The organism is Rhodococcus sp. NPDC056506, assembly GCF_042794945.1.
GTDB lineage: Bacteria > Actinomycetota > Actinomycetes > Mycobacteriales > Mycobacteriaceae > Rhodococcus_F.
On record NZ_JBHTSW010000045.1, the window covers coordinates 19,109 to 40,778 of the forward strand.

Genomic DNA, 21,670 nt, shown 5'->3' on the forward strand with positions numbered 1-21,670 from the left:
GTTTCTCGAAGAAATTCCATGCTCGAAGTTCCACTTTCGAGGTTCTCAGGATTCAGGAGTCGTTCTATGGGTCGGTTGTTCGGTACCGATGGTGTTCGTGGACTTGCCAATTCGGATCTGACTGCAGATCTTGCATTGAGATTGGCAGTTGCCGCAGCGAGCGTACTGACAGCCGACACCTCGGATGCACGTCCGACCGCCGTGGTCGGTCGCGACCCCCGCGCCAGCGGTGAGATGCTTCAAGCCGCGGTGACGGCCGGGTTGAGTTCGGCAGGCGTCGACGTGCTCGACGTGGGTATTCTTCCGACTCCCGCAGTCGCATACTTGACGGCAAAGCTCGACGCCAGTCTCGGTGTCATGATTTCGGCATCACATAATCCCATGCCGGACAACGGAATCAAGATCTTTGCAGCCGGTGGACACAAGCTGGACGACTCGGTCGAGGTAGCGATCGAGGATGCACTCGACGGCACCGTGTCGCCGGTCCTTCCGACAGGTGCCGGAATCGGCCGAGTTCGTTCGGTCGACGACGCCGCTCAGTTGTACCTGGAGCATCTGGCGAGCGCGGCGAGCGAGCCACTCGCCGGACTCACCGTTGTCGTCGACTGCGCAAACGGCGCTGCTTCCGCGCTCGCACCGGTTGCCTACGCCGCAGCGGGCGCTCGCGTCATCGCGATCAGCGCCGATCCCGACGGCCTCAACATCAACGACGGTTGCGGATCGACACACCTGGAGAATCTTCAGAAAGCCGTGGTCGATCACGGGGCTGACCTAGGGCTCGCGCACGACGGCGACGCCGACCGCTGCCTGGCCGTCGACGAGACCGGCGCGGTGGTCGACGGTGACGCGATCATGGCAGTTCTGGCGATCGCGATGAACGAGGCCGGAGAGTTGGTCGAGAACACTCTCGTCGCGACCGTCATGAGCAATCTCGGTTTGCACATCGCGATGCGCGAGGCCGGTATCAACATCGTGACGGCTGCCGTAGGTGACCGCTACGTCTTGGAAGAGCTGCGCGCGGGTGGCTACAGTCTCGGCGGCGAACAGTCAGGCCATGTTGTGTTGCCGGCGTTCGGCACCACGGGCGATGGGATTCTCACCGGTCTCCGGCTGCTCGGACGCATGGCTCGTACGCGTAAGTCGGCATCCGCACTGGCCGCAACGATGACCACCCTCCCGCAGGTACTGATCAACGTAAAGGTCGGGGACAAGGCGACGGTGGCAGCATCGCAGTCGGTACTCGCAGCTGTCGCGGACGCCGAGCGCGTTCTCGGTGACGGTGGTCGAGTGCTCCTGCGCCCGTCCGGGACAGAGCAACTGGTCCGCGTCATGGTCGAGGCCACCGAACTTCCGCTCGCGCAGAAGTTGGCCGACGAGTTGGCTGAGATCGTCGGTTCGGTGTAGTTCTTCGTGACGCGTTCGCTTTTCTTAGAAAGTCTCTACACGTTCGCGTATTTGAGGGAACGTAATTGCGCCCGGCTGCGTCCAAGGAGTCAAAGGCCGCTCGACGTGCGAGTGGTTCCGGTGACACTTGGGGGCGCTCGTGGACGTCGACCGTGCTGGAACAGACGAATTGGCACGCCACGCAGTGTCTGTGGCTCAGGGTCTGCGCGATTCTGCGGCACCGCTCAGGCGTTTGCGATGGAGCGGTGCCGTTTCGGGCCGTGACTACGTCGAGCACGGAGCCGCTTTGGCGTCGGCATTGGCGGCCCTGAATTCTCGATTGGCTGGGCGTGCCGACCTTCTCGATACGCTGGGACGCCGGCTTTCCTCCTCGGCTCAGGTGATCGCCGAGGTGGACAGTGAGGGTGCGCAGCGGTTGCGGGACTCCGGCGGGTCGGCCTCGTGATAGCGAACAGCCATACAGCCCAGGCAGTACCGAACGGCTACTACGCTTTCGAAGACATTCTTGGACTGCGTGATTCACTCGTGCGTTCCGACGAGATTCTGGACGCCGGCGCCCGCGGACTGCAGTTTTTCGACCGATTTCACGACCTGGCCACTCGGTTGGGGTTCGAAGAACGAGTTCTCACGTCTTACGAGTATTCGTACCGCGCAGAGGCCGGCATCGATTTCGAGCCCCTGGCGCGAGATGTTTCGGACATGGCTGGGGCGGTGGATGGTTCGGTCGCGGAGATCGCGATGCTGACGGTTCTGGTGGAGAGTCTTCCTGCGGTGTGGAATGTTTCCGACGTCGACGCGGTCGTAGATCAGGTCTTCGCGGCGCGGCAAGAAGCTCGGTCCGATGCGGATTCGGCGCCATTGTTGATCGTGCTGGCCGACGAACTCGCACAGACTGTTCGAAGGGCTCTGGCAGACAAGGCTTTCAAGGTGGCCAGCCTGGACCGGGCGATCATCGGCGGTCTGGGTGCGGGGGAGATCGACCAGTTGGTCCGCGTCGCTTCCCGCGGTGGTGCCTCGACGCCCTGGCTGGACATAGTTTTTCGTTCGGCGTACCTGGAGGCTCGCGACGAATTCGACAGAGCGTGTGCGCAGTGCGCGAGCGCGGTAGGTGATGCTTTCGATGCCGCGACTGCGTGGGTGACAGACGCGTTCCCGTCGACCTTGCCGGTCGCCGAGACGAACGAATCCGTCACCGCGGCTGCGCCGATCTCTTTCTCGATCGGCGGCAACACGTGGGGCTTCTCGATTGCGCCCGACGGTCGTGGGGTGAGTCTCGATGTCGCCGGCGCCGACGGGAACTCTGTGTCGGTCACCGTGGAGTTGGACGAAAATGGTTGGCCAAGAATAGTTTTCGATGGCGGTCAGGAGGCAGCCATGCAGGAGACACACCCGCAAGAAGCGTCCCAGCCCGCGACACCCCAGCGTGATATTCCCCAGCCCGAGGTGCCGGTTGAAACCACCGCCGAAGTCCCGCCCGCGCCGGACCCGGAGCCGCCTGTCACAGTCTCTGACGAGTCGATCGCGGTCCCCGACGGAGAGACAGGTGCGGAGTTGGCCGGAGCTGGTCCGCTGTGAGGTCCGTGCACGCGCCGTTCGAAGTGATCCGTCGAACCCTCGATTCTCAACTCGACGACTTCCGTGAGCGCAGAGCGGCCGCGGCGAGCGAGGAATCGCGCCACGAGCCGCCGTCGCCTCGGTATGAAACGACATCTGCCGAGAACGGCACGGATGGGACCGCGAGAGCCGGCCCGTATCTGCGATCCGCCTCCGAGCCGACGCCGACGAAGCCGAGCCCGCCGGTGGCGAGCACAGACCCCTACTTACGCAACAGTTGGCTGGCCCGCGCGTCGGAGTGAGGGTCGACCGGGAGCAACGGCGCCGTGTGCGGAATCTCGACGTCGGGATCAGCGAAGTCCTTGTACTTCTTGTCGCCGGTCAGATGGAACAACAGGAAGCCCGTGAGCAGGCACCGTGTGGCGGACTGTGTCTTGCGCTCGGATCCACCGAGACCCAGGGCGCCGAGGAGTCGTCGGCCTTCGATCAGTCCGGCGTCTTGGCCGTCGTTCACGGTGCGTGCGACGACGGGACCGCCCCACTCCACGCTCAGCGGGCGGGCATTGCTGGTCAAGGAATCGACGTCGTCTTCGCCGGCGAGGATCAATCCGGGCGCTGTGATCTTCGACGCGTAGTTCTCTGCCTTGGGTGCTGTCGGGGCCGGGAACAGTGCGGCTACCGCACCGACATCCCCGCGCTGCGCTGCGGCCAGTACCGCCGCGCCCGCGCCCATGCCGTGACCGGCAAAGGCGACCCGATCGGGTTGGACGCTGATCTGGCCGGGGCCGAGTCGGACGCCGACGCAGATGTCGAGCGTCGCCCGAAGATCTGCAGCCAATCCGAGATGTGACGGGACCGGACCGCGTTCGCTGTCGGGCGCCGCTGCGACGATTCCCCAGGAAGCGAGGTGCTGGAGTGTCTGCTCGTACTTGTGTGACCCGACCATCCACCCGTGCGCGAAGGCAACGGCGGGGAGATTGAAACCGGTTTCCGGCGTGTACACGACACCCGGCTGTCCGGCCAGGGCGAGATTGCCGCGGAGAACTCGGTGCGGGCCGCGCTTGGACAGCTCACGGGTCAGTGTCTTCAGTTTCGGTGCCACGGTTGAAGACGTTATCCGATGAGCCGCCTCGTGTATGCGGAGCGGACGCTGCAACCAGGTGCGGGAACCGCAAAATGCGCCCACCGCCGATGTCCAAGTACCCTGAGTCACCATGTGCGGAATCGTGGGATACGTCGGCCACCGCCCAGCTCTGGGCGTTGTGGTGGAGGCTTTGCGACGAATGGAGTATCGCGGGTACGACTCGTCGGGAATCGCGATTCTCGACGGAACCGGTGGGGTCGAGATCGAGCGTAAGGCCGGTAAGTTGGCCAACCTCGAGGCGGAGCTCGGCGAGTACGGTGCGGATCACTTCGTCGGTACGTCCGGTATGGGCCATACCCGTTGGGCGACGCATGGGCGTCCGACGGACCGCAATGCGCACCCGCATCGTGATGCCTCGGGCAAGCTGGCTGTCGTTCACAACGGAATCATCGAGAATTTTGCCCCGCTGCGTGCGGAGCTCGAGGCTGCAGGCGTCGAACTGCAGAGCGACACGGATTCCGAGGTCGCAGTCCACCTCGTGGCCCGGGCGTACGCCCAGGGGCCGACGGCAGGTGATTTCATCGAGAGTGCGCTGTCGGTGGTTCGTCGGTTGGAAGGTGCGTTCACGCTCGTCTTCACGCACGCTGATCACGCGGACACGATTGTCGCCGCGCGCCGCTCGACACCGCTCGTAGTCGGTGTCGGTGAGGGCGAGATGTTCCTCGGCTCCGACGTCGCTGCATTCATCGAGCACACACGCGATGCGGTTGAACTCGGACAGGATCAGGCAGTGGTGATCACTGCCGACAGCTACCGGATCTCCGACTTCGCGGGTAACGAGGCAGAAGGACGCCCGTTCCGCATCGACTGGGATCTCGCGGCCGCCGAAAAGGGTGGTCACGATTACTTCATGCTCAAGGAGATCGAAGAGCAGCCGACTGCTGTCGCCGACACGCTCCTCGGCCACTTCGAAAACGGGAAGATCGTCCTCGACGAGCAGCGGTTGTCCGATCAGGAACTGCGCGACGTCGACAAGGTGTTCGTTGTCGCCTGTGGTAGTGCCTACCACTCCGGTCTGTTGGCGAAGTACGCGATCGAGCACTGGACGCGTCTACCTGTCGAGGTCGAACTCGCCAGCGAATTCCGTTACCGCGACCCGGTTCTCGATCGTTCGACGCTTGTTGTCGCGATCTCGCAGTCGGGGGAGACGGCCGACACGCTCGAAGCTGTCAAGCATGCCAAGGATCAGAAGGCACGGGTTCTCGCGATCTGCAACACCAACGGTGCGCAGATCCCGCGTGAGGCCGACGCCGTCCTCTACACCCGGGCAGGACCGGAAATCGCGGTCGCGTCCACCAAGGCGTTCCTTGCGCAGGTGACCGCGAATTACCTCGTCGGATTGGCATTGGCCCAGGCGCGCGGCACCAAGTACCCGGACGAGGTCGCCCGCGAGTACGCCGACCTCGAAGCGATGCCCGCATTGGTCAGCAAGGTACTCGAGACGGCAGAACCGGTGCGCGCGTTGGCACGCCAGTTCGCGCACGCGTCGACCGTGCTGTTCCTCGGTCGCCATGTCGGCTACCCGGTGGCGCTCGAGGGTGCACTCAAGCTCAAAGAGCTTGCCTACATGCACGCCGAGGGCTTTGCCGCCGGTGAGCTCAAGCACGGCCCGATCGCGCTGATCGAGGAGGGCCTGCCGGTCATCATCGTCATGCCGTCGCCGCAGGGTCGCGCTGTGCTTCACTCGAAGTTGGTGTCGAACATCCAGGAGATCAAGGCGCGCGGCGCGACGACGATCGTCATCGCGGAGGAAGGCGACACCGTCGCCGCGGCGCATGCGGATCACCTGATCGAGATTCCGGCGTCACCGACTCTGCTGCAGCCGTTGCTGTCCACGGTTCCGTTGCAGATCTTTGCAGCCGAGGTTGCCGCGGCGCGCGGATACGACGTCGACAAGCCGCGTAACCTGGCGAAATCGGTTACGGTCGAATAGCTTTCGCCCAAAACTCGGGCCCCGCAGTCGAAAGACTGTGGGGCCCGAGTGCGTTACTGCGCCGCAACGACGACGGTTCCGCGCATCTCGGGATGAGGTGTGCAGGTGTAGTCGTAGGTTCCGGGTTCGGTGAACGTGTAGGTGTAGGTTCCCGACTTCTTGAGTGGGCTGCGGAGTTTGCCCTTGGCGTCACCGAGACCGCTGACATCGTGGGCCATTCCGTTGTCGTCGAACACCCATGTGACCGTCTCGCCGACGTTCACGGTGATGGAAGCGGGGGAGTACGCCATCCCGGAGATTGTGACCACGGGTCCGCTGGCCGTCGTTTCCGGAGTCGGTGGTGTGGAGTCGGTGGTGGAACTGCACCCGACCAAGCCGAGAGCGAGCACGAGTCCCGCGATTGCCGGGCGAAGACGTGATTTCATGGTTCCGAGGGTAGCGACGGCAACTGAAGGGTTCCGACATGCGTGGGTTCTACACAGCCGATCAGGTGCGAGCAGCGGAGGCGCCACTGCTCGACAAGCTGCCGGACGGGGTACTGATGCGTCGAGCGGCCTACAGTCTCGCGCGAGTCGTCGCGGACGAATTACGTTCGCGCACAGGATCGGTCGCACATCGGTCCGTGACGCTTCTGGTCGGTACCGGCGACAACGGCGGTGACGCCCTGTGGGCCGGTGCGTTGCTCCGCAAACGAGGTGTGAGTGTCCGTGCCGTGCTGCTCGACCCGGCCCGCGCTCATCGGGCGGGCCTCGACGCTCTTCTGAAGGCCGGTGGCCGAGTCGCCGCCGAAGTCGGGTCGCCGGATCTGGTGATCGACGGCATCGTCGGGATTTCCGGGCACGGCGGTCTGCGGCCGAATGCGGCTGAACTTGTCGGCCAGGTGGATGCGCCGATCGTGGCGGTCGATCTGCCGAGCGGCGTCGACGCGAACACCGGCGCAGTGGACGGTCCGTCGGTACGCGCTGATGTGACGGTCACCTTCGGTGCGCTCAAACCGGTACACGTACTCGCGGCTCCGCTGTGTGGTCGTGTCGAACTCGTGGACATCGGATTGAGCGTCGGCGAACCGGAGTTCGGTTCACTCGATCCGGCCGAGGTCGGCGCGCTGTGGCCGGTACCTGGTCCAGACGACGACAAGTATTCGCAGGGTGTGGTGGGCATCGTTGCGGGAAGCGAGCAGTATCCGGGCGCGGGCGTGCTCTGTACCGGCGCCGCGGTGACCGCGACCTCCGGTCTGGTCCGCTACGCCGGGCACGGAGCCGCAGAGGTGCTGTCCAGGTTCCCGGAGGTGATCGCCAGTGAGACGTTCGAGGCTGCGGGGCGAGTTCAGGCGTGGGTGGTCGGCCCCGGTATGGGTACCGACGATGCCGCTGTGCGACTTCTCGCGTCGGTACTCGCTTCCGATGTGCCTGTTGTCGTCGATGCGGACGGATTGACCTTGCTGGCTCAGCGTCCCGAACTTGTCGCAGCACGGGCCGCGCCGACACTTCTGACTCCCCACGCCGGCGAGTTCGCACGATTCACACCTCTCGGCGACGACAGAATCGCAGCCACGCGTGCTCTTGCCGAACGACTCGGAGTCACGGTGCTACTGAAGGGCCATACGACGGTGATCTCGGATCCGGGCGGTGAGGTCCTGGTCAACGACGCCGGCGGCTCCTGGGCGTCGACGGCAGGTTCGGGTGACATCCTCTCCGGCGTGATCGGCGCGTTGCTGGCTGCGGGTCTGGGGCCTCTCGAAGCCGGGGCCGTCGGCGCGCGGGCCCACGCGTTGGCGGCGAATATCGCCGCCGCGGGCGATCGGAGCGATGTCGCCGGAGCACCGATTTCGGCGTCACCCCTGCTGGGAGGACTGCGCGAGTCGGTGCGTGTGCTCCGCTCTTTTGCCCAGAACTGAGTGTGTTCAAACCCGAACACGTGTCCGATCCTGTGTGGGTGGCAGGATTGTCGCCATGACGCTTGCCCAGGGAAGAGCACCGAAGGAGCCTGCGGAGGGGAAGTCGAGCCAACTCGGCATCGCAGTAGGGCCGCAGACGGAGGCAGTCGTCGATCTGGACGCTATCGCGCACAACGTGCGAGTCCTGCGTGAATTTGCCGGGGATGCTGCGTTGATGGCGGTCATCAAGGCGGACGGATACAACCACGGCGCAGTTGCGGTGGCACGGACGGCACTCTCAGCCGGAGCCCGGGAACTGGGCGTCACCACCATCGCCGAGGCATTGGTTCTTCGCGAGGCAGGCATCACCGCTCCCGTCCTGGCCTGGTTGCACGGCGTCGACGCCGATTTCGCGTCGGCGATCCGCTCGGACGTCGAGATCGGGGTCTCCTCGCCGCGACACCTGGCTGCGGTGGTCGACGCGGCACGAGTTCTGGGACTAACGGCGACGGTGACGCTCAAGGTGGACACCGGTCTCAATCGCAACGGCGTATCGAGAACCGAGTGGCCGCAGATGCTCGACGACCTCGCCGCTGCCCGGGACGAGGGCACGATCCGGCTACGCGGAGTGTTCTCGCACCTCGCGCACTCCGACGAGCCACATCACGACGTCATCGACATGCAGAAGCAACGCCTGATCGACGCGGTTGCCGACGTCCGTGCCCACGGATTCGACCCAGAAGTTGTTCATCTTTCCAACTCGGCGGCGACGGTTACCCGCCCTGACCTGCGATTTGACATGGTTCGACCCGGAATAGCGATATATGGATTGTCTCCGGTGCCCGAACTCGGAGATTTCGGTTTACGTCCGGCGATGACGCTGCGAGCGAAGGTGATTCTGGTGAAGAAGGTGGCCGCCGGAGAGGGCGTCTCCTACGGGCATCAGTGGGTCGCACCGCACGACACCACTCTTGCGCTGCTGCCCGTCGGCTATGCCGACGGTTTGTCTCGTTCGCTGAGCGGCAAGTTCGAAGTGCAGTTGGGCGGTAAGCGTCGCCAGGCAGTCGGGCGTATCTGCATGGACCAGGTGTTGGTGGACCTGGGGCCGGACGGCGACGGAGTTCGCGAAGGCGACACCGCGATCTTCTTCGGCAATGGCGATCACGGCGAACCCAACGCGCAGGCCTGGGCCGACGTACTCGACACCATTCACTACGAGGTCGTGACCGGAATACGTGGACGCACTGTGCGTACGTACATCGGGGGAGAGACGTCATGAAGACTGCAGGAAAGATGAGCATTCTCGGTGGCCTGCTCAGCGCTGTGGCGCTCGGGTCGATGGCCGGCGTGAACGCATTCAAGACCGCGACGCGTCCGGGCCGGGAAATCTACGCCGACGAGGACTTCGACCTCATGACGCGCGACCGCAAGAGCACTGTGCGCACCGAGGACGGCGTCGAGCTGGCAGTTCGCGAAGTGGGACCGGACGACGCTCCGCTGACAGTCGTTTTCGTGCACGGATATTGCCTGAGCTCGCTGTCCTGGCACTTCCAGCGCCGCCAGCTCGAAGAGCGATGGGGCAACAAGGTTCGCATGGTGTTCTACGACCAGCGCGGACACGGGGATTCGGGTATGCCGCGCTCGAAGAGTTGTACGGTTTCGCAGCTCGGCCGCGACCTCGCGACCGTCGTCGAGGCCAAGGTACCCAAGGGCCCGATAGTTCTCGTCGGTCACTCGATGGGCGGTATGACGGTACTCGCGCTCGCCGGTCAGCGACCCGAATGGTTCGAGGGCCGCGTCATCGGCGTCGGGCTGGTCGCGACGACGGCGGCAGGCCTGGCCGAGACCGGTCTGACCCGCAATCTGCAGAACCCGATCATCGACGGTTTTCGGTTGGCAGTGCGCACCTCACCGGGAGTGGTTCAGCACGCCCGGGGCGCTGCGCGAGTCCTGATTACTCCGATCCTGCGCGCGGCGTCGTACGGCACCGATGTCAGCCCGCGGCTGCATGAACTCTCGGACGGCATGCTCGATCGGACCTCGGTAGTGACCATCGTGAATTTCCTGCGGACGTTGGAACTGCACGACGAGTCCGCTTCTCTCGAGGTCCTCGCGCACACACCAGCAGTGGTGATCTGCGGCGATCAAGACATGATGATTCCGTTCATCAGCTCCAAGCGTCTCGCTGCCGATCTACCCGAATCCGAACTCGTGCGAGTTCACGGGGCCGGCCATCTGGTGCAGCTCGAGTTCCCGGCGATCGTGACGGACGCAATCGACAAGTTGGTGCAGCGAGCGCAGGTCGAAGAGCGGTCCGATGTCGGCTGAGAACTTCACCGGACTTCCCGAATCCGGACAGATCACGTTGGAAACGACCGAGGACACCGAGGCTTTCGGCCGACGATTGGCGGCGGGGCTTGTTGCCGGCGACCTGGTGGTGCTCGACGGACCGCTCGGGGCAGGCAAGACGGCGTTGACTCGCGGTATCGGAGCGGGCCTCGGCGTGCAGGGCCGGGTGACGTCCCCCACGTTTGTCATCGCCCGTGAGCATCGACCGGGCACCCGTCCCGGCGGCGGCGATCCCGTCAGCATGATTCACGTCGATGCATACCGACTGGGCGACAGCGGACCGCACGCACTCGACGAACTCGATGCTCTCGACCTCGACACCGACCTCACCGACGCAGTGGTGGTTGTCGAATGGGGTGGCGACGTTGTGGAAAGGCTCGTCGAACGGCACCTGCGAGTGCAGCTTCATCGGGAACCTGAATCAGATGTGCGGACGGCCAGCTGGGCCTGGACGTCGTGAAACGGAGTTTGGTGTCACAGCCGTCGTGACCCTCCCAGGCCGGAAGTAGTTCTTCACGTGCGGGTACCCTGAGAAATCGTGCTTGTTCTCGCAATTGACACCTCCACTCCGGCAGTCACTGCCGGAGTCGTCTCCCTGTCGGCTTCGTCACCGGACACAGTGGAGACGCTTGCCGTGCGTGTCACGGTCAATCCTCGTGCGCACGCCGAGGTCCTGACTCCTCACGTCCTCGAATGCCTCGCCGAGGCAGGGCTCACGCCGGCCGAGTTGAATGCCGTCGTAGTGGGTGTCGGGCCGGGGCCGTACACCGGCTTGCGGGTCGGCATGGCGACTGGCGCTGCCTTCGGCGATGCTCTCGGTGTTCCCGTGTACGGCGTCTGCAGCCTCGACGCCATCGCGGCTGCGGTACCGACCACGGAGAGCTTGCTCGTCGTGACCGATGCGAGGCGTCGCGAGATCTATTGGGCGCGCTACGACGGCGGTGCGCGTGTCGAAGGACCGGCTGTGAATTCCGCAGGCGATGTTGATCCTTCGCCTTCGACGCTGGTTGCCGGATCCGCTTCACATGTGGACTTCTTCGATCTTCCCGTCGAACCGGCTGAGACACCGTCACCGGCCGGGTTGGTGGCAGTCGCTGCTCGCGAGATTCTGGCCGGCTCGGTTCCTGCCCCGCTCGAGCCGCTGTACCTCCGACGCCCGGATGCGAAGACCCTCGCAGAACGTGGCAAGTGACAGAGAAGATGAAGTACAGCATCGAGCCGATGAACGTCGATGACGCCGAACGGTGCGCGGAGTTGGAACGAGCGTTATTCGCGGGCGACGGACCCTGGAGTGCGCAAGCGTTCGTCTCGGAACTTGCGGGCGCACATAATCATTACTTCGTTGCCAGGGAACCCGACGGTCACGTCCTCGGCTACGCCGGAGTCGCCCTGTTGGGGGCGTCGCCGAACATGGAGGCCGAGGTTCACACCATCGGCACGGATCCTTCGGCTCAGCGGGTGGGAATCGGCAGCGCGTTGCTCGATGCGCTTCTGACGCTGGCGGATTCACGGCAGTGCCCGGTGTTCCTGGAAGTGCGTACCGACAACGAACCTGCGATCGCGCTGTACCGGCGTGAAGGATTCGAGATCGTCGGAACGCGAAAGAAGTACTACCAGCCCAGTGGGGCAGATGCGTACACGATGCGACGGCCCGCCGTCCTCGGTGTCCGCGAAACTGAGGAGCAGCAAGCATGATCGTCATGGGTGTCGAAAGCTCTTGCGACGAAACAGGAGTCGGTATCGTTCGCTGGAACGGCGACGGAACCTGCGACCTGTTGGCCGATGAGGTGGCGTCGAGCGTGGATCAGCACGCCAGGTACGGCGGAGTGGTTCCAGAAGTAGCCTCGCGGGCTCACCTCGAGGCGATAGTGCCGACGATGCGCCGCGCCCTTGCCGTCGCCGGTATCGAGAAGCCCGACGCACTTGCCGTCACTATCGGACCTGGCCTGGCCGGCGCGCTGCTGGTCGGTGTTGCCGCCGCGAAAGCTTATGCGGCAGCATGGAACATCCCGTTCTATGCGGTCAATCACCTCGGTGGTCACGTCTCCGTGGACACTCTCGAGCACGGTCCGTTGCCCTCGTGCGTCGCATTGCTCGTCTCGGGTGGTCACACGCACCTGCTTCACGTCGAAGATCTGGGTAAGCCCATTGTCGAACTGGGCACGACTGTCGACGACGCCGCCGGCGAGGCCTTCGACAAGGTGGCCAGACTGCTCGGACTCGGATTTCCCGGCGGACCGGCACTCGATGCTGCTGCGCAAGAGGGAGATCGGAACGCAATCGCCTTTCCTCGTGGCATGACCGGCCCGCGCGATTCGCGGCACGACTTCTCGTTCTCGGGACTCAAGACGTCGGTCGCTCGCTATGTCGAATCGAAAGAGCGCGCAGGCGAGTCCTTTTCGATCCCGGACATCGCTGCCTCGTTCCAGGAAGCGGTTGCCGACGTACTGACGATGAAGGCGGTGCGTGCAGCCAAGGATGTCGGAGTCGACACGTTGGTTCTCGGCGGCGGTGCCACGGCCAATTCACGTATCCGCTCGCTCGCCGAGCAGCGCTGCGTCGAAGCCGGAATCACGTTGCGAATTCCGAAACCTCGACTCTGCACGGACAACGGCGTCATGATCGCTTCGTTGGCCGCCCACCTCATCGGGAACGGCGCAGGCCCTTCGGAACTGAGTGTTGCGACCGACCCGGGGTTGTCGGTCTCGGTCAGCCAGTTGATGCGCTGAGATTCAGGCTGCGCTGAGAATCAACCGACTGGGGCCGGTTCCCGATCCGGTGTGGTCGCGGCACCCGGTTCGGGCGTCGCGATGTTCGGTTCACCGGGCTTTGTCGTCGGATTACTCCCACCGGGGGTCGTGATTTCCGTTTCGGTGGAACCGGATCCGGGATTTTCCGGTGTCGTCGGGTTTTCGCCGCCGCTCTCGCCCGGGCCGATACCGCCGCCCGGGTTTCCCTCGGTCGGATCGATCGGAGGCGTCGCCTCCGTGTCCGGGAGCGTCGGCCACCATGCCGGCGGATCGGGCAGTGTGATTCCGGGGATGGTCGGCCAACTGGGAGTCGTTGTTGTCGTGGTCGGCGGCGCGGTTGTGGTCGAGGTGTCGGGTATCGGCGCCGGCGGAAGCGTGTACTGATGCGTTGTGTACGTGTGCGTGCCGTACGGCTGTGAGTCGAACGGTGTTGTGGGATACCCGTACTGCGGGTACGTGCTACCCGCTACCGAAGGTAGGGGGTCATGAGACGGGATGATCGTCGAACCGGTGCTCAGCGTCGCTTCGGGGCTCACCGTCGTCGTGGTCGAACCGGTTCCGACGGGCGATACTGCGGTGTCATCGGTCGGCACCAATTCCTTTGCGCCGTAACCGAGTACCAGTCCGCCGACGACGAGCGCGCCGATCAGAGCGCCGGAGACCTTGGCCGTGGATCCAGAGCGCTGTGCAGTTCCGGAGCCCAACAAGGGGAAGCGGATTGCGGTGATCGAATCAGCAAGGAGCGCAGCACCTTTGGTTGCCGCAGTCTCAGGCTCGTCGATCTCGACCAGGGGGAGATCGACGGCAGCGGCGACAGCGGAGCGCACGGCTGGAATGTGTGCACCACCGCCGATGAGTACGACGGCACCGACGGGCCGCGGCGAGCCGTTCACGACCTCACGGATGAAGGTGACGGCGCGCTCGATGTCCGGGGCGATGATGGCCTCGAACTCGTCGCGCGAGATCGACATCGCATCGACGGGAAGGTCGATGGTGACCTTGGCGGCCGTGGACAGTTGTTCCTTCGCGACGTGGCACCGGGCGGCAAGTAGTTCCGCGTCGGTGTAGCGGCGCAGGTGCCCTGCGGCCTTCTCCGTGACGAACTCGACGAGAGCCCGGTCGATCCCGGCCCCCGCGAGGGCGTCGATACGGTCGGAATGCAGAACTTCACCGGTGTGGTCGACGACGGACACCGTCAGGCCCTGATCTCCGACATCCACCTGAGCTGTCGTGTCGTACCGCTCGGTCTTCCCGGTCTCGGCAAGGTAGGCGTGTACGGCGGCAGGTTCGGGGATGGCACGGACCTGCTTCGGCGAGCGGGAGAGCGAAGACCTGATACTCGCGAGCTGGTCGTCCGTGCGATAGCTGACACCGATGGAGCGCGGCGCCGCAGATCCGTCCGTTACCTGCGTCGTCATCAGCTTGATGGAAGCGCGAACGAGGTCGCCGACGTTGGAATTGGCCTGATCGGCCGAGACGAATCGGGTCTCGGCAGGCACGGCTCCTGGCGCATTTGTGCTGGTATCGGTGTCGACGAGGGCTGAATAGACACCGGAAGATCCAGTGGAAATTCCCAGTGAACAACTCATCGCGCACCTCCTCGCAGTCAATACCGGTCAATGTTCAATCGACCGCCGTTATATGAACGTTACAGAAGGTTCGTGAGGATTGCTCAGTGCTTTTCGTCTCCGTGATGCTCATTTCGGACCGAAAGGGTGGTTTTACCTGGGAAATTGTCGATCATTGATTCATGCAGAAAAAAGGCAATTCTCCCCACATCGACGGGGAGCGGCGACGCGCGCTGATCCGTGGCGCGGTGCTTCGACCCACGCTGACGGTGATCGCCTTCGGATGCGCGTATTTCTTCCTGCCGTGGATCGACGTTCACACGGCGGGTGCGATCTTCCTGCTGATCGGTGGAGGGGTGGCGGTGCTTGCCGTGACCACCTGGCAGGTGTGGCGAATTCTGCGTTCCGACGTGCCTTCCCTGCAGGCGGTGGAAGCTGTGGCGGTGGTCATGCCGACGTACTTGTTGTTGGTGTCCATCACCTATTTTTCGGTCGAGCATGCGAGCGCCGGCAGCTTCACCGAACCTCTGTCACGGATGGCGGCGCTGTATTTCTCGCTGTCCGTCTTCTCGACCGTCGGTTTCGGCGACATCGCGGCGCAAACGGATCTGGCCAGGGGACTTGTGAGCCTGCAGATCATCTGCAATCTGGTATTGATCGGGTTCGGTGTTCGATTCGTGGTTGCCGCAGTGTCGTGGGCGAAAGCGCACCGCTCGAGTTCGAGCGGACCTGAAATCGCCTAGGACACTGCGGCAATCGGGATCATCGTCCGGTGTGAACCAACAATTCGACGTTCTGATCGACGCCGGTACCGGTCAACTTCGGGTCGCGGTGGATGTCGTTGAACGACAGTTCCCGATACAGCGAGGCGAGCCCGGCTGCCGACTTGTCGCTGTAGTCGGCGGAATTGGGGCTCTCCGCCTCGAAAAGCGTCGCGAGCAACGACACCGTTCCGTCGTGGTTGTCTGCGATCTCGACGATGCGCCCGAGCTGCGGGTAGTCGATGTGCGAGGCGGTGTTGATCTCCCAGAAGCCCTGTTCGGGGGTCGCGCCGGGCCACGGGGTGATCTTGTTCTCGTGAGTGTGTCCGTTGACCCAGGCGAGCACGTTCGGGAAGCGGTGCAGCAAGTCGAGAAGCTGTGAACCGCGGAAGCGCGGCTCGAGGATGTTCTCGGGGTCGGGAATGAGATTGTCCATCGTGTCGCTCGTGTGGTGACTGAACAGTACGAAGTAGGTGTCACTACGCGACTCGGTGACGCGAGAGCCCGCTGCGTCGTAGTAAGTGCTGCTGCCGGCGCGCAGGGTGTTCTCGATCCACTGGAACTGAGCGGCGCCCAACGAACCGTCGACGAAGCCCGCGCGGTTGGTGGAGTCCATGCTGATGCCGACAACGCCCGGTGCGATTTCGAACGAGTAGTAGCCGATACCCGTTTCTCCGGCGTCGGGGGCGAAACCGTGCCCGACGGGGCCGGGGCCGGTGTGCGCCGGATCAAGGTGCGCGGCGATGAACTGCCGAGGTGTGAACGGCGCGCGAGACGGGTCGGGGGTGACCTGGCGCGGCGGCGTCGTGAAGGCGGACAGGATTCCGGGAATCGCACTGGGATCGAATTTGGTGGCGATGTCGATCTGTTTGGCTTGCTCCGGTGAACCGGGCACCTCGAATTTGAGAGATCCCGTGTACATCGCCTCGAGCGGCGGGATGCCGCTGGGCACCGTGCCGGACACCGAATCGTCGTGATTGCCGAACACGCAGTACCAAGGCGTGTTCAGGCCGGGGCTCGACACGGGAGTGAAAGTGGCACCGAAGAAATCGGGGATCTCGGGGAAACCGGCCTTCTTGTACATGTCGAGCATCGGTGACTCAGGGTTCCAGTAGAGATCCGCGCCCGAGTTCTGCACACCCTCGTAGCGATCCTTGGCGCCGGTGTTGGCGACGACGGTTCCACCGTTGAGGGAGGTGAGGAACCAGTCGAGTTCGGCGAATTCCTTGTTGTCCGTGTTGTCGCCGGTGGTGACAACGGCATCGAAGGGTCGCGACGTGTGTGGGCCACTGCCGATCGAGTTGACTCGTCGGACAAGTGAAATCAGCCCGTGCGCCGTCAGGGTCTCCTGTGGGCGGAACGCCGAGCCGGTGATCTGGTGGACGTACTCGAATCGCATGGGGGACTGGGCGTCGACGATGTGGACGTCGGTCAGCTGTACGAGCGAGGCGAGTGCGGTGCGGCGATCCTCGCGTCCTGACTTCGGCTCGGCCAACTCGCTGCGCACGATGTTCGCCCAACCGGGCCCGGCAGTGAGCCTGGTGTAGCCGCTGCTGCTGACGGGGGTGGACACGGACTCGAGAGTGGTGCCAGGACCTGACGTCGGAATGGTCGACGCGCCTGCATATTGCAGGCCCCACGGCTTGCCAAGGCTGACCGCGCCGACGGCGCCGAGTCCGGCGAAGGTCAGAAAACTACGGCGATTGATGTTCGTCACGAAGTGAACAATAGGTGAACGTGGTGGACGGTTGTCCTGTTTCGCTCTGGACGAAGAGAAAAATGCGCCCAGTCCTTGAGGGTTGGCACTCTCACGTATAGAGTGCCAATTGGCGCTGATCGAGTTCCGGCACCCGCGACGACGGGACTGCAGTGACGCGCCGTAAACGGCATACCCAAACAGCTGTCCGAGGATCGCCTCGGACGCACATACCCCAAAGTGGAGGGCTCATCGTGGCGAGCGTCAACATCAAGCCGCTCGAGGACAAGATCCTCGTCCAGGCCAACGAGGCTGAAACGACGACGGCTTCCGGCCTGGTCATTCCTGACACAGCCAAGGAAAAGCCCCAGGAGGGCACCGTCGTTGCAGTCGGCGAAGGCCGCGTCAACGAGCAGGGCAACCGCATCCCGGTCGACGTCAAGGAGGGTGACACGGTCATCTACTCCAAGTACGGCGGAACCGAGATCAAGTACGCCGGCCAGGAATACCTGATCCTGTCGGCACGCGACGTGCTGGCTGTCGTCTCCAAGTAAGACACACGTGATCCGCCCCGGAGTCCACACAGGATCCCGGGGCGGAATGCGTTCACGCCCCGAAGATTCAGGAGCTGACAGAACAGATGTCCAAGCAAATTGCGTTCAACGAGACCGCACGCCGCGCTCTCGAAGCCGGAGTCGACAAGCTTGCCGACGCCGTCAAGGTGACCTTGGGCCCGCGTGGACGCCACGTCGTGCTCGCCAAGGCATTCGGCGGCCCCACCGTCACCAACGACGGTGTGAGCATCGCCCGTGAGATCGAACTCGAAGATCCCTTCGAGAACCTCGGCGCACAGCTCGTCAAGAGCGTCGCCACCAAGACCAACGATGTTGCCGGCGACGGCACCACCACCGCGACCGTCCTGGCCCAGGCCATCGTCCGCGGCGGACTCAAGAACATCGCAGCGGGCGCAAACCCGATGGCTCTCGGCGTCGGCATCAACGCCGCAGCCGACAAGGTCGTCGAGGAACTGCTCGCCGCAGCCACCCCCGTCGAGGGCGAGAAGTCGATCGCTCAGGTCGCCACCGTCTCCTCGCGTGACGAAGAGATCGGCAAGCTCGTCGGCGAGGCACTCACCCGTGTCGGAACCGACGGCGTCGTGACGGTCGAGGAATCCTCCACCGTTGCAACCGAACTCGTTGTCACCGAAGGTGTTCAGTTCGACAAGGGCTACCTCTCGCCTTACTTCGTCACCGATATCGATGCGCAGAAGGCCGTCTACGAAGACGCGCTGATCCTGCTCTTCCGCGAGAAGATCAGCTCACTTCCCGATTTCCTGCCGCTGCTCGAGAAGGTTGCCGAATCCGGCAAGCCGCTCTTGATCATCGCCGAGGACATCGAGGGTGAAGTTCTCTCCACCCTGGTGGTCAACTCCATCCGCAAGACCATCAAGGCCGTCGCCGTCAAGGCGCCGTTCTTCGGTGATCGTCGCAAGGCATTCCTCGACGACCTCGCAGTCGTCACGGCAGGCACCGTCATCAACACCGACGTCGGTCTCTCCCTCAAGGAAGCCGGCCTCGAATTGCTCGGTAGCGCTCGCCGCGTTGTCGTCACCAAGGACGAGACGGTCATCGTCGACGGTGCAGGTACCGCTGACGACATCGCGACCCGCGTTGCGCAGCTGCGTCGCGAGATCGAGAACACCGATTCGGATTGGGACCGAGAGAAGCTCGAAGAGCGTCTGGCGAAGCTGTCCGGCGGCGTGGCCGTCATCAAGGTCGGCGCAGCCACCGAAACCGATCTGAAGGAACGCAAGTTCCGCGTCGAGGATGCGGTCAACGCAGCCAAGGCTGCAGTTGCCGAGGGCATCGTCCCCGGTGGCGGATCGGCTCTCGTTCAGGCCGGTACGGCTCTGATCGGGAACCTCGGACTGTCGGGTGACGAGGCCACCGGCGTTGCCGTGGTCCGTGAAGCCCTCAACGCTCCGTTGTTCTGGATCTCCAGCAACGCAGGCATCGACGGTTCCGTCGTTGTCAGCAAGGTCGCCGAGATGACCAAGGGCGAAGGCTTCAATGCTGCCACCCTCACCTACGGCAACCTGCTTGCCGACGGCGTCGTCGACCCGGTCAAGGTCACTCGCTCGGCAGTGGTCAACGCCGCTTCCGTCGCGCGCATGATCCTCACGACCGAGAGCGCCGTCGTCGAGAAGCCGACCGAGGAAGTTGCCGACACCGGACACGGTCACAGCCACTAAGTCGCTGCTCGTAGTTTCGACAAAGAAAAGATCCCCCACCGGAATCCGGTGGGGGATCTTTTCGTCTGGCGATCAGATGAGCGGGATCGTTGCGAACGGCTCGCTCGTCGGCTGCTGCGATCCGCCGGGCGGCTCGACCGTGAACGCCAACTTCGTGTTCGGGCCGATGCCGTCGAGCACCACCTGGGTGGTGGGTTTGACGTCGCCCGGAGCCATCGTCCCCATCGGGATCATCGTGGTGCTGTCGGCATCGCCCGGCACCAGCCACATCTGGTACACGGTATCCGGACTCGGGGGAGTCACATCGTTCATCACGAGAACTGCCGCGTCTTCGGATGGGGAGAACAGCGTCGTGGCACTACCGCCGCCTGGGATCTCACGCGTGGTGGCATGAACGTCGGGTGCTGCCATGATCTCGGATGCGGCGTTCTGCGGCGGTGTGTTGTCGGACAGCGTGCGTCCGATTCCGATGCCGCCGACCAGGATTGCGACTGCGGCGGCCGCGGCAAGCGCCATGGTCCACGGGCGTCGACGGTTACGACGCTCGGCCAGCGAGATCGGGGCGTCGGCAGCAGCGGTCTGTTCCGAGATGGAGGCGAGGACACTGCTGCGCAGTGACGGAGGGGGCTCGACGGCATCGACAACGGTCATCGCAGCCATGGTTTCGGCGGTGAGTCGGACCTGGGCGTCGAATTCGGCTCGGGTCGCGGAGTCCGAAGTGGCAAGTCGTCTGTCGACCTCACGGCGCTCGTCGAGGTCCAACGCATCGATCGCGTAGGCGTACGCGTAGTCGATCAGCTCTTCGTCCATCTCACATCACCCCCAAACATCCACGTAGGCGCAGTAGTCCGTCGCGAATTCGCGACTTTATCGTGGGAATCGCCACGCCGAGATCTTCGGCCACCTCGCGGTAGGTTCGGCCGCCGTAGTAGGCGAGAGTCACCGATTGGCGCTGAGTGTCCGTCAGCGTTTCGAGACAGTCGGTGACAGCACGATGCTCGTCTCTTCGTGTCACTTCGTCGCTGACGACGTCGAACTCGGGAGTCGCATTCGTGGTGTCGTAGAGAGCCTGTCGATCCGAACTCGACTGTTCGGAGCGGACGCGGTCCACCGCGCGGCGGTGAGCGAGCGTCAGGAGCCAGGAGAGTGCGGACCCCTTGGCCGGATCGAAGCTGTCGGCCGATTTCCAGGCTTGGAGATAGACCTCTTGGACAGCTTCCTCGGAGAAGCCTGGATCACGGAGTACACGCAGAACCATGCCGTAGACGCGGGAGCTGGTTCGGTCGTAGAACTCGGCAAAGGCGCTCTGGTCGCCGCCGGCAACCTTCGCGAGGACCACTGCCAGCTCGCGTGATTCCACGATTCGCGCGGTGCGGGCCGCAGAATTGTCCGTCGGGCATGCCTCGGCCGCATCCGACGCATGGTCTGGCTCGCTCACGAAGAGTTGTCTCGCTTCATCGCGTACAACCGTAGCGTGCATGTCCGGTTCTTTTCTCTCGGCCCGCCGTTGCCCGCTGTGCGCCTTTATTAACCGCGGGGGGTTAACAAAGGCGCACAGCAGGTGGGGACTACTGCGGCATCAGCACCGAATCGATGAGGTAGACGGTGGCGTTTGCGGTCTTGACTCCACCGCAGACGACGGTTGCGTCGTTGACCTTGATGTTGTCACCGGATCCGGTGACGGTAACCGTTCCGCCCTCGGCGGTGGGGTGCGTTCCGTCGATCGCGTCAGGGGCGATCTGGCCGGGAACCACGTGGTAGGTGAGGATCTTGGTCAGCGTGGCGCTGTCCGTCTTGAGGCTGTCGATCGTGGCGGGGTCGATCTTGGCGAATGCCGAGTCGATCGGTGCGAAGACGGTGAACTCGCCACCGTTGAGAGTGTCGACCAGGTTGACGTCCGGGTTGAGCTGGCCGGAGACTGCCGCGGTCAAGGTGGTGAGCAACGGATTGTTGGATGCCGCTGTGGCAACCGGATCCTGGGCCATTCCGCTGACCGATCCGGCGCCGCTCGGCACTGCTGCTGCATAGTCGGCACAACCGGCACCGACCAGATCGGAAGCAGGCTCCGCCATCGCGCTGCTGGGAGACATGCTCGATCCCATGGCAGAAGACGTCATGGCGGCGCTGGACGTGTCGGTCGACGAATCGTTGTCGTCGGAGGAGCAACCGACGACGCCGAAGACGGCGAAAGAAGCTGCTGCGGTGACTGCCAGAACTCGAGTAGAGGTGTTCATGGGTCTGCCTTCCTGAAGGGATGTGCTGAGGTGCACTGTCAGAAGGCATTCGGAGTCGGTTGTCGACAGGATGGGTCGGTGTCGGAAATTCTTTTCACGAACTGGTGTGGGCATGCAAAAGCCCCCGAATACTCTCGGGGGCCTTGTGCT

The 21,670-nt window shown here is 63.9% G+C and carries 22 protein-coding genes; 14 read left to right on the forward strand and 8 right to left on the reverse strand.

The window, feature by feature from the left end; all coding sequences use genetic code 11:
- Positions 1–66: 66 nt before the first annotated feature.
- The 3 genes from glmM to ACFQ6H_RS25415 all read left to right on the forward strand — a co-directional run bounded on the left by glmM (position 67) and on the right by ACFQ6H_RS25415 (position 2,979).
- Entirely contained in the window at positions 67–1,404 is a 1,338-nt protein-coding gene (glmM, locus tag ACFQ6H_RS25405) for a phosphoglucosamine mutase (protein WP_378649334.1), read from the forward strand.
- A 139-nt stretch (positions 1,405–1,543) separates the two neighbouring features.
- Positions 1,544–1,849: a hypothetical protein gene (locus tag ACFQ6H_RS25410; protein WP_378549907.1), complete on the forward strand. Its 306-nt coding sequence runs from the start codon at positions 1,544–1,546 to the stop codon at positions 1,847–1,849.
- Entirely contained in the window at positions 1,846–2,979 is a 1,134-nt protein-coding gene (locus ACFQ6H_RS25415) for a hypothetical protein (RefSeq protein ID WP_378649336.1), read from the forward strand. The genes ACFQ6H_RS25410 and ACFQ6H_RS25415 overlap by 4 nt, the downstream gene beginning before the upstream one ends.
- A gap of 46 nt (positions 2,980–3,025) precedes the next feature.
- Here the strand turns inward: ACFQ6H_RS25415 and ACFQ6H_RS25420 are convergent, their stop codons facing one another.
- Entirely contained in the window at positions 3,026–3,214 is a 189-nt protein-coding gene (locus ACFQ6H_RS25420; RefSeq protein WP_378649338.1) for a hypothetical protein, read from the reverse strand.
- A 6-nt stretch (positions 3,215–3,220) separates the two neighbouring features.
- Complete coding sequence (locus tag ACFQ6H_RS25425) at positions 3,221–4,060, reverse strand: dienelactone hydrolase family protein (RefSeq protein ID WP_283303192.1); 840 nt, start codon at positions 4,058–4,060, stop codon at positions 3,221–3,223.
- 112 nt (positions 4,061–4,172) lie between these two features.
- On the opposite strand from ACFQ6H_RS25425, the gene glmS reads away from it, so the two are divergent.
- Entirely contained in the window at positions 4,173–6,035 is a 1,863-nt protein-coding gene (gene glmS / locus ACFQ6H_RS25430) for a glutamine--fructose-6-phosphate transaminase (isomerizing) (protein ID WP_235171742.1), read from the forward strand.
- A 53-nt stretch (positions 6,036–6,088) separates the two neighbouring features.
- On the opposite strand, the gene ACFQ6H_RS25435 is transcribed toward glmS, so the two are convergent.
- Positions 6,089–6,460, reverse strand: coding sequence for a plastocyanin/azurin family copper-binding protein (locus ACFQ6H_RS25435; RefSeq protein ID WP_378649340.1), 372 nt, complete (start codon positions 6,458–6,460; stop codon positions 6,089–6,091).
- 38 nt (positions 6,461–6,498) lie between these two features.
- Here ACFQ6H_RS25435 and ACFQ6H_RS25440 point away from each other — a divergent pair, with 38 nt between their 5' ends.
- The 7 genes from ACFQ6H_RS25440 to tsaD all read left to right on the forward strand — a co-directional run bounded on the left by ACFQ6H_RS25440 (position 6,499) and on the right by tsaD (position 12,989).
- Positions 6,499–7,932, forward strand: a complete 1,434-nt coding sequence (locus tag ACFQ6H_RS25440; protein WP_378649342.1) for an NAD(P)H-hydrate dehydratase — start codon at positions 6,499–6,501, stop codon at positions 7,930–7,932.
- Between the two features lie 55 nt (positions 7,933–7,987).
- Entirely contained in the window at positions 7,988–9,190 is a 1,203-nt protein-coding gene (gene alr, locus ACFQ6H_RS25445; RefSeq protein WP_378649344.1) for an alanine racemase, read from the forward strand.
- A complete protein-coding gene (locus tag ACFQ6H_RS25450) occupies positions 9,187–10,239 on the forward strand; it encodes an alpha/beta fold hydrolase (RefSeq protein ID WP_378549926.1) in 1,053 nt (350 codons plus the stop codon). Before alr ends, ACFQ6H_RS25450 begins: the two co-directional genes overlap by 4 nt.
- On the forward strand, positions 10,229–10,720 hold the full coding sequence (gene tsaE / locus ACFQ6H_RS25455; protein ID WP_378649346.1) for a tRNA (adenosine(37)-N6)-threonylcarbamoyltransferase complex ATPase subunit type 1 TsaE: 492 nt from the start codon (positions 10,229–10,231) through the stop codon (positions 10,718–10,720). Before ACFQ6H_RS25450 ends, tsaE begins: the two co-directional genes overlap by 11 nt.
- A gap of 78 nt (positions 10,721–10,798) precedes the next feature.
- Positions 10,799–11,452, forward strand: coding sequence for a tRNA (adenosine(37)-N6)-threonylcarbamoyltransferase complex dimerization subunit type 1 TsaB (tsaB, locus tag ACFQ6H_RS25460; RefSeq protein ID WP_378549929.1), 654 nt, complete (start codon positions 10,799–10,801; stop codon positions 11,450–11,452).
- Positions 11,453–11,460: 8 nt separating this feature from the next.
- Complete coding sequence (rimI, locus tag ACFQ6H_RS25465) at positions 11,461–11,955, forward strand: ribosomal protein S18-alanine N-acetyltransferase (RefSeq protein ID WP_378549971.1); 495 nt, start codon at positions 11,461–11,463, stop codon at positions 11,953–11,955.
- Positions 11,952–12,989, forward strand: coding sequence for a tRNA (adenosine(37)-N6)-threonylcarbamoyltransferase complex transferase subunit TsaD (gene tsaD / locus ACFQ6H_RS25470; RefSeq protein ID WP_378649348.1), 1,038 nt, complete (start codon positions 11,952–11,954; stop codon positions 12,987–12,989). Before rimI ends, tsaD begins: the two co-directional genes overlap by 4 nt.
- A gap of 20 nt (positions 12,990–13,009) precedes the next feature.
- Here tsaD and ACFQ6H_RS25475 read toward each other — a convergent pair whose 3' ends face one another.
- Positions 13,010–14,599, reverse strand: a complete 1,590-nt coding sequence (locus tag ACFQ6H_RS25475) for an Hsp70 family protein (RefSeq protein ID WP_378649350.1) — start codon at positions 14,597–14,599, stop codon at positions 13,010–13,012.
- Positions 14,600–14,760: 161 nt separating this feature from the next.
- On the opposite strand from ACFQ6H_RS25475, the gene ACFQ6H_RS25480 reads away from it, so the two are divergent.
- Positions 14,761–15,321, forward strand: a complete 561-nt coding sequence (locus ACFQ6H_RS25480; protein ID WP_378534425.1) for a potassium channel family protein — start codon at positions 14,761–14,763, stop codon at positions 15,319–15,321.
- A 19-nt stretch (positions 15,322–15,340) separates the two neighbouring features.
- Here the strand turns inward: ACFQ6H_RS25480 and ACFQ6H_RS25485 are convergent, their stop codons facing one another.
- A complete protein-coding gene (locus ACFQ6H_RS25485; RefSeq protein WP_378649352.1) occupies positions 15,341–17,056 on the reverse strand; it encodes a TIGR03767 family metallophosphoesterase in 1,716 nt (571 codons plus the stop codon).
- Positions 17,057–17,289: 233 nt separating this feature from the next.
- Here ACFQ6H_RS25485 and groES point away from each other — a divergent pair, with 233 nt between their 5' ends.
- Both groES and groL read left to right on the forward strand, forming a co-directional pair.
- Complete coding sequence (groES, locus tag ACFQ6H_RS25490; RefSeq protein WP_003940763.1) at positions 17,290–17,589, forward strand: co-chaperone GroES; 300 nt, start codon at positions 17,290–17,292, stop codon at positions 17,587–17,589.
- Positions 17,590–17,675: 86 nt separating this feature from the next.
- Positions 17,676–19,286 carry a chaperonin GroEL gene (gene groL / locus ACFQ6H_RS25495; protein WP_378447794.1) on the forward strand — a complete coding sequence of 537 codons (1,611 nt, stop codon included), beginning with the start codon at positions 17,676–17,678 and terminating at the stop codon, positions 19,284–19,286.
- Positions 19,287–19,358: 72 nt separating this feature from the next.
- On the opposite strand, the gene ACFQ6H_RS25500 is transcribed toward groL, so the two are convergent.
- From ACFQ6H_RS25500 to ACFQ6H_RS25510, 3 genes are all read right to left on the reverse strand, one after another.
- Positions 19,359–20,096, reverse strand: a complete 738-nt coding sequence (locus tag ACFQ6H_RS25500; protein ID WP_378534419.1) for an anti-sigma factor domain-containing protein — start codon at positions 20,094–20,096, stop codon at positions 19,359–19,361.
- Between the two features lies 1 nt (position 20,097).
- On the reverse strand, positions 20,098–20,766 hold the full coding sequence (locus tag ACFQ6H_RS25505) for a sigma-70 family RNA polymerase sigma factor (protein WP_378649354.1): 669 nt from the start codon (positions 20,764–20,766) through the stop codon (positions 20,098–20,100).
- 88 nt (positions 20,767–20,854) lie between these two features.
- Positions 20,855–21,520 (reverse strand): fasciclin domain-containing protein, encoded by a 666-nt coding sequence (locus ACFQ6H_RS25510; RefSeq protein WP_007728616.1) that lies wholly within the window; start codon positions 21,518–21,520, stop codon positions 20,855–20,857.
- Positions 21,521–21,670 lie beyond the last annotated feature (150 nt).

Bases quoted from the DNA above. Each gene is read 5' to 3' on its own strand.
- tsaE (WP_378649346.1), top strand. From the start codon at position 10,229: ATGTCGGCTGAGAACTTCACCGGACTTCCCGAATCCGGACAGATCACG.
- groL (WP_378447794.1), top strand. From the start codon at position 17,676: ATGTCCAAGCAAATTGCGTTCAACGAGACCGCACGCCGCGCTCTCGAA.
- ACFQ6H_RS25435 (WP_378649340.1), bottom strand. From the start codon at position 6,460: ATGAAATCACGTCTTCGCCCGGCAATCGCGGGACTCGTGCTCGCTCTC.
- ACFQ6H_RS25450 (WP_378549926.1), top strand. From the start codon at position 9,187: ATGAAGACTGCAGGAAAGATGAGCATTCTCGGTGGCCTGCTCAGCGCT.
- rimI (WP_378549971.1), top strand. From the start codon at position 11,461: ATGAAGTACAGCATCGAGCCGATGAACGTCGATGACGCCGAACGGTGC.
- ACFQ6H_RS25500 (WP_378534419.1), bottom strand. From the start codon at position 20,096: ATGGACGAAGAGCTGATCGACTACGCGTACGCCTACGCGATCGATGCG.
- ACFQ6H_RS25505 (WP_378649354.1), bottom strand. From the start codon at position 20,766: ATGCACGCTACGGTTGTACGCGATGAAGCGAGACAACTCTTCGTGAGC.
- ACFQ6H_RS25440 (WP_378649342.1), top strand. From the start codon at position 6,499: ATGCGTGGGTTCTACACAGCCGATCAGGTGCGAGCAGCGGAGGCGCCA.
- glmM (WP_378649334.1), top strand. From the start codon at position 67: ATGGGTCGGTTGTTCGGTACCGATGGTGTTCGTGGACTTGCCAATTCG.
- glmS (WP_235171742.1), top strand. From the start codon at position 4,173: ATGTGCGGAATCGTGGGATACGTCGGCCACCGCCCAGCTCTGGGCGTT.
- tsaD (WP_378649348.1), top strand. From the start codon at position 11,952: ATGATCGTCATGGGTGTCGAAAGCTCTTGCGACGAAACAGGAGTCGGT.
- ACFQ6H_RS25480 (WP_378534425.1), top strand. From the start codon at position 14,761: ATGCAGAAAAAAGGCAATTCTCCCCACATCGACGGGGAGCGGCGACGC.
- ACFQ6H_RS25510 (WP_007728616.1), bottom strand. From the start codon at position 21,520: ATGAACACCTCTACTCGAGTTCTGGCAGTCACCGCAGCAGCTTCTTTC.
- ACFQ6H_RS25475 (WP_378649350.1), bottom strand. From the start codon at position 14,599: ATGAGTTGTTCACTGGGAATTTCCACTGGATCTTCCGGTGTCTATTCA.
- alr (WP_378649344.1), top strand. From the start codon at position 7,988: ATGACGCTTGCCCAGGGAAGAGCACCGAAGGAGCCTGCGGAGGGGAAG.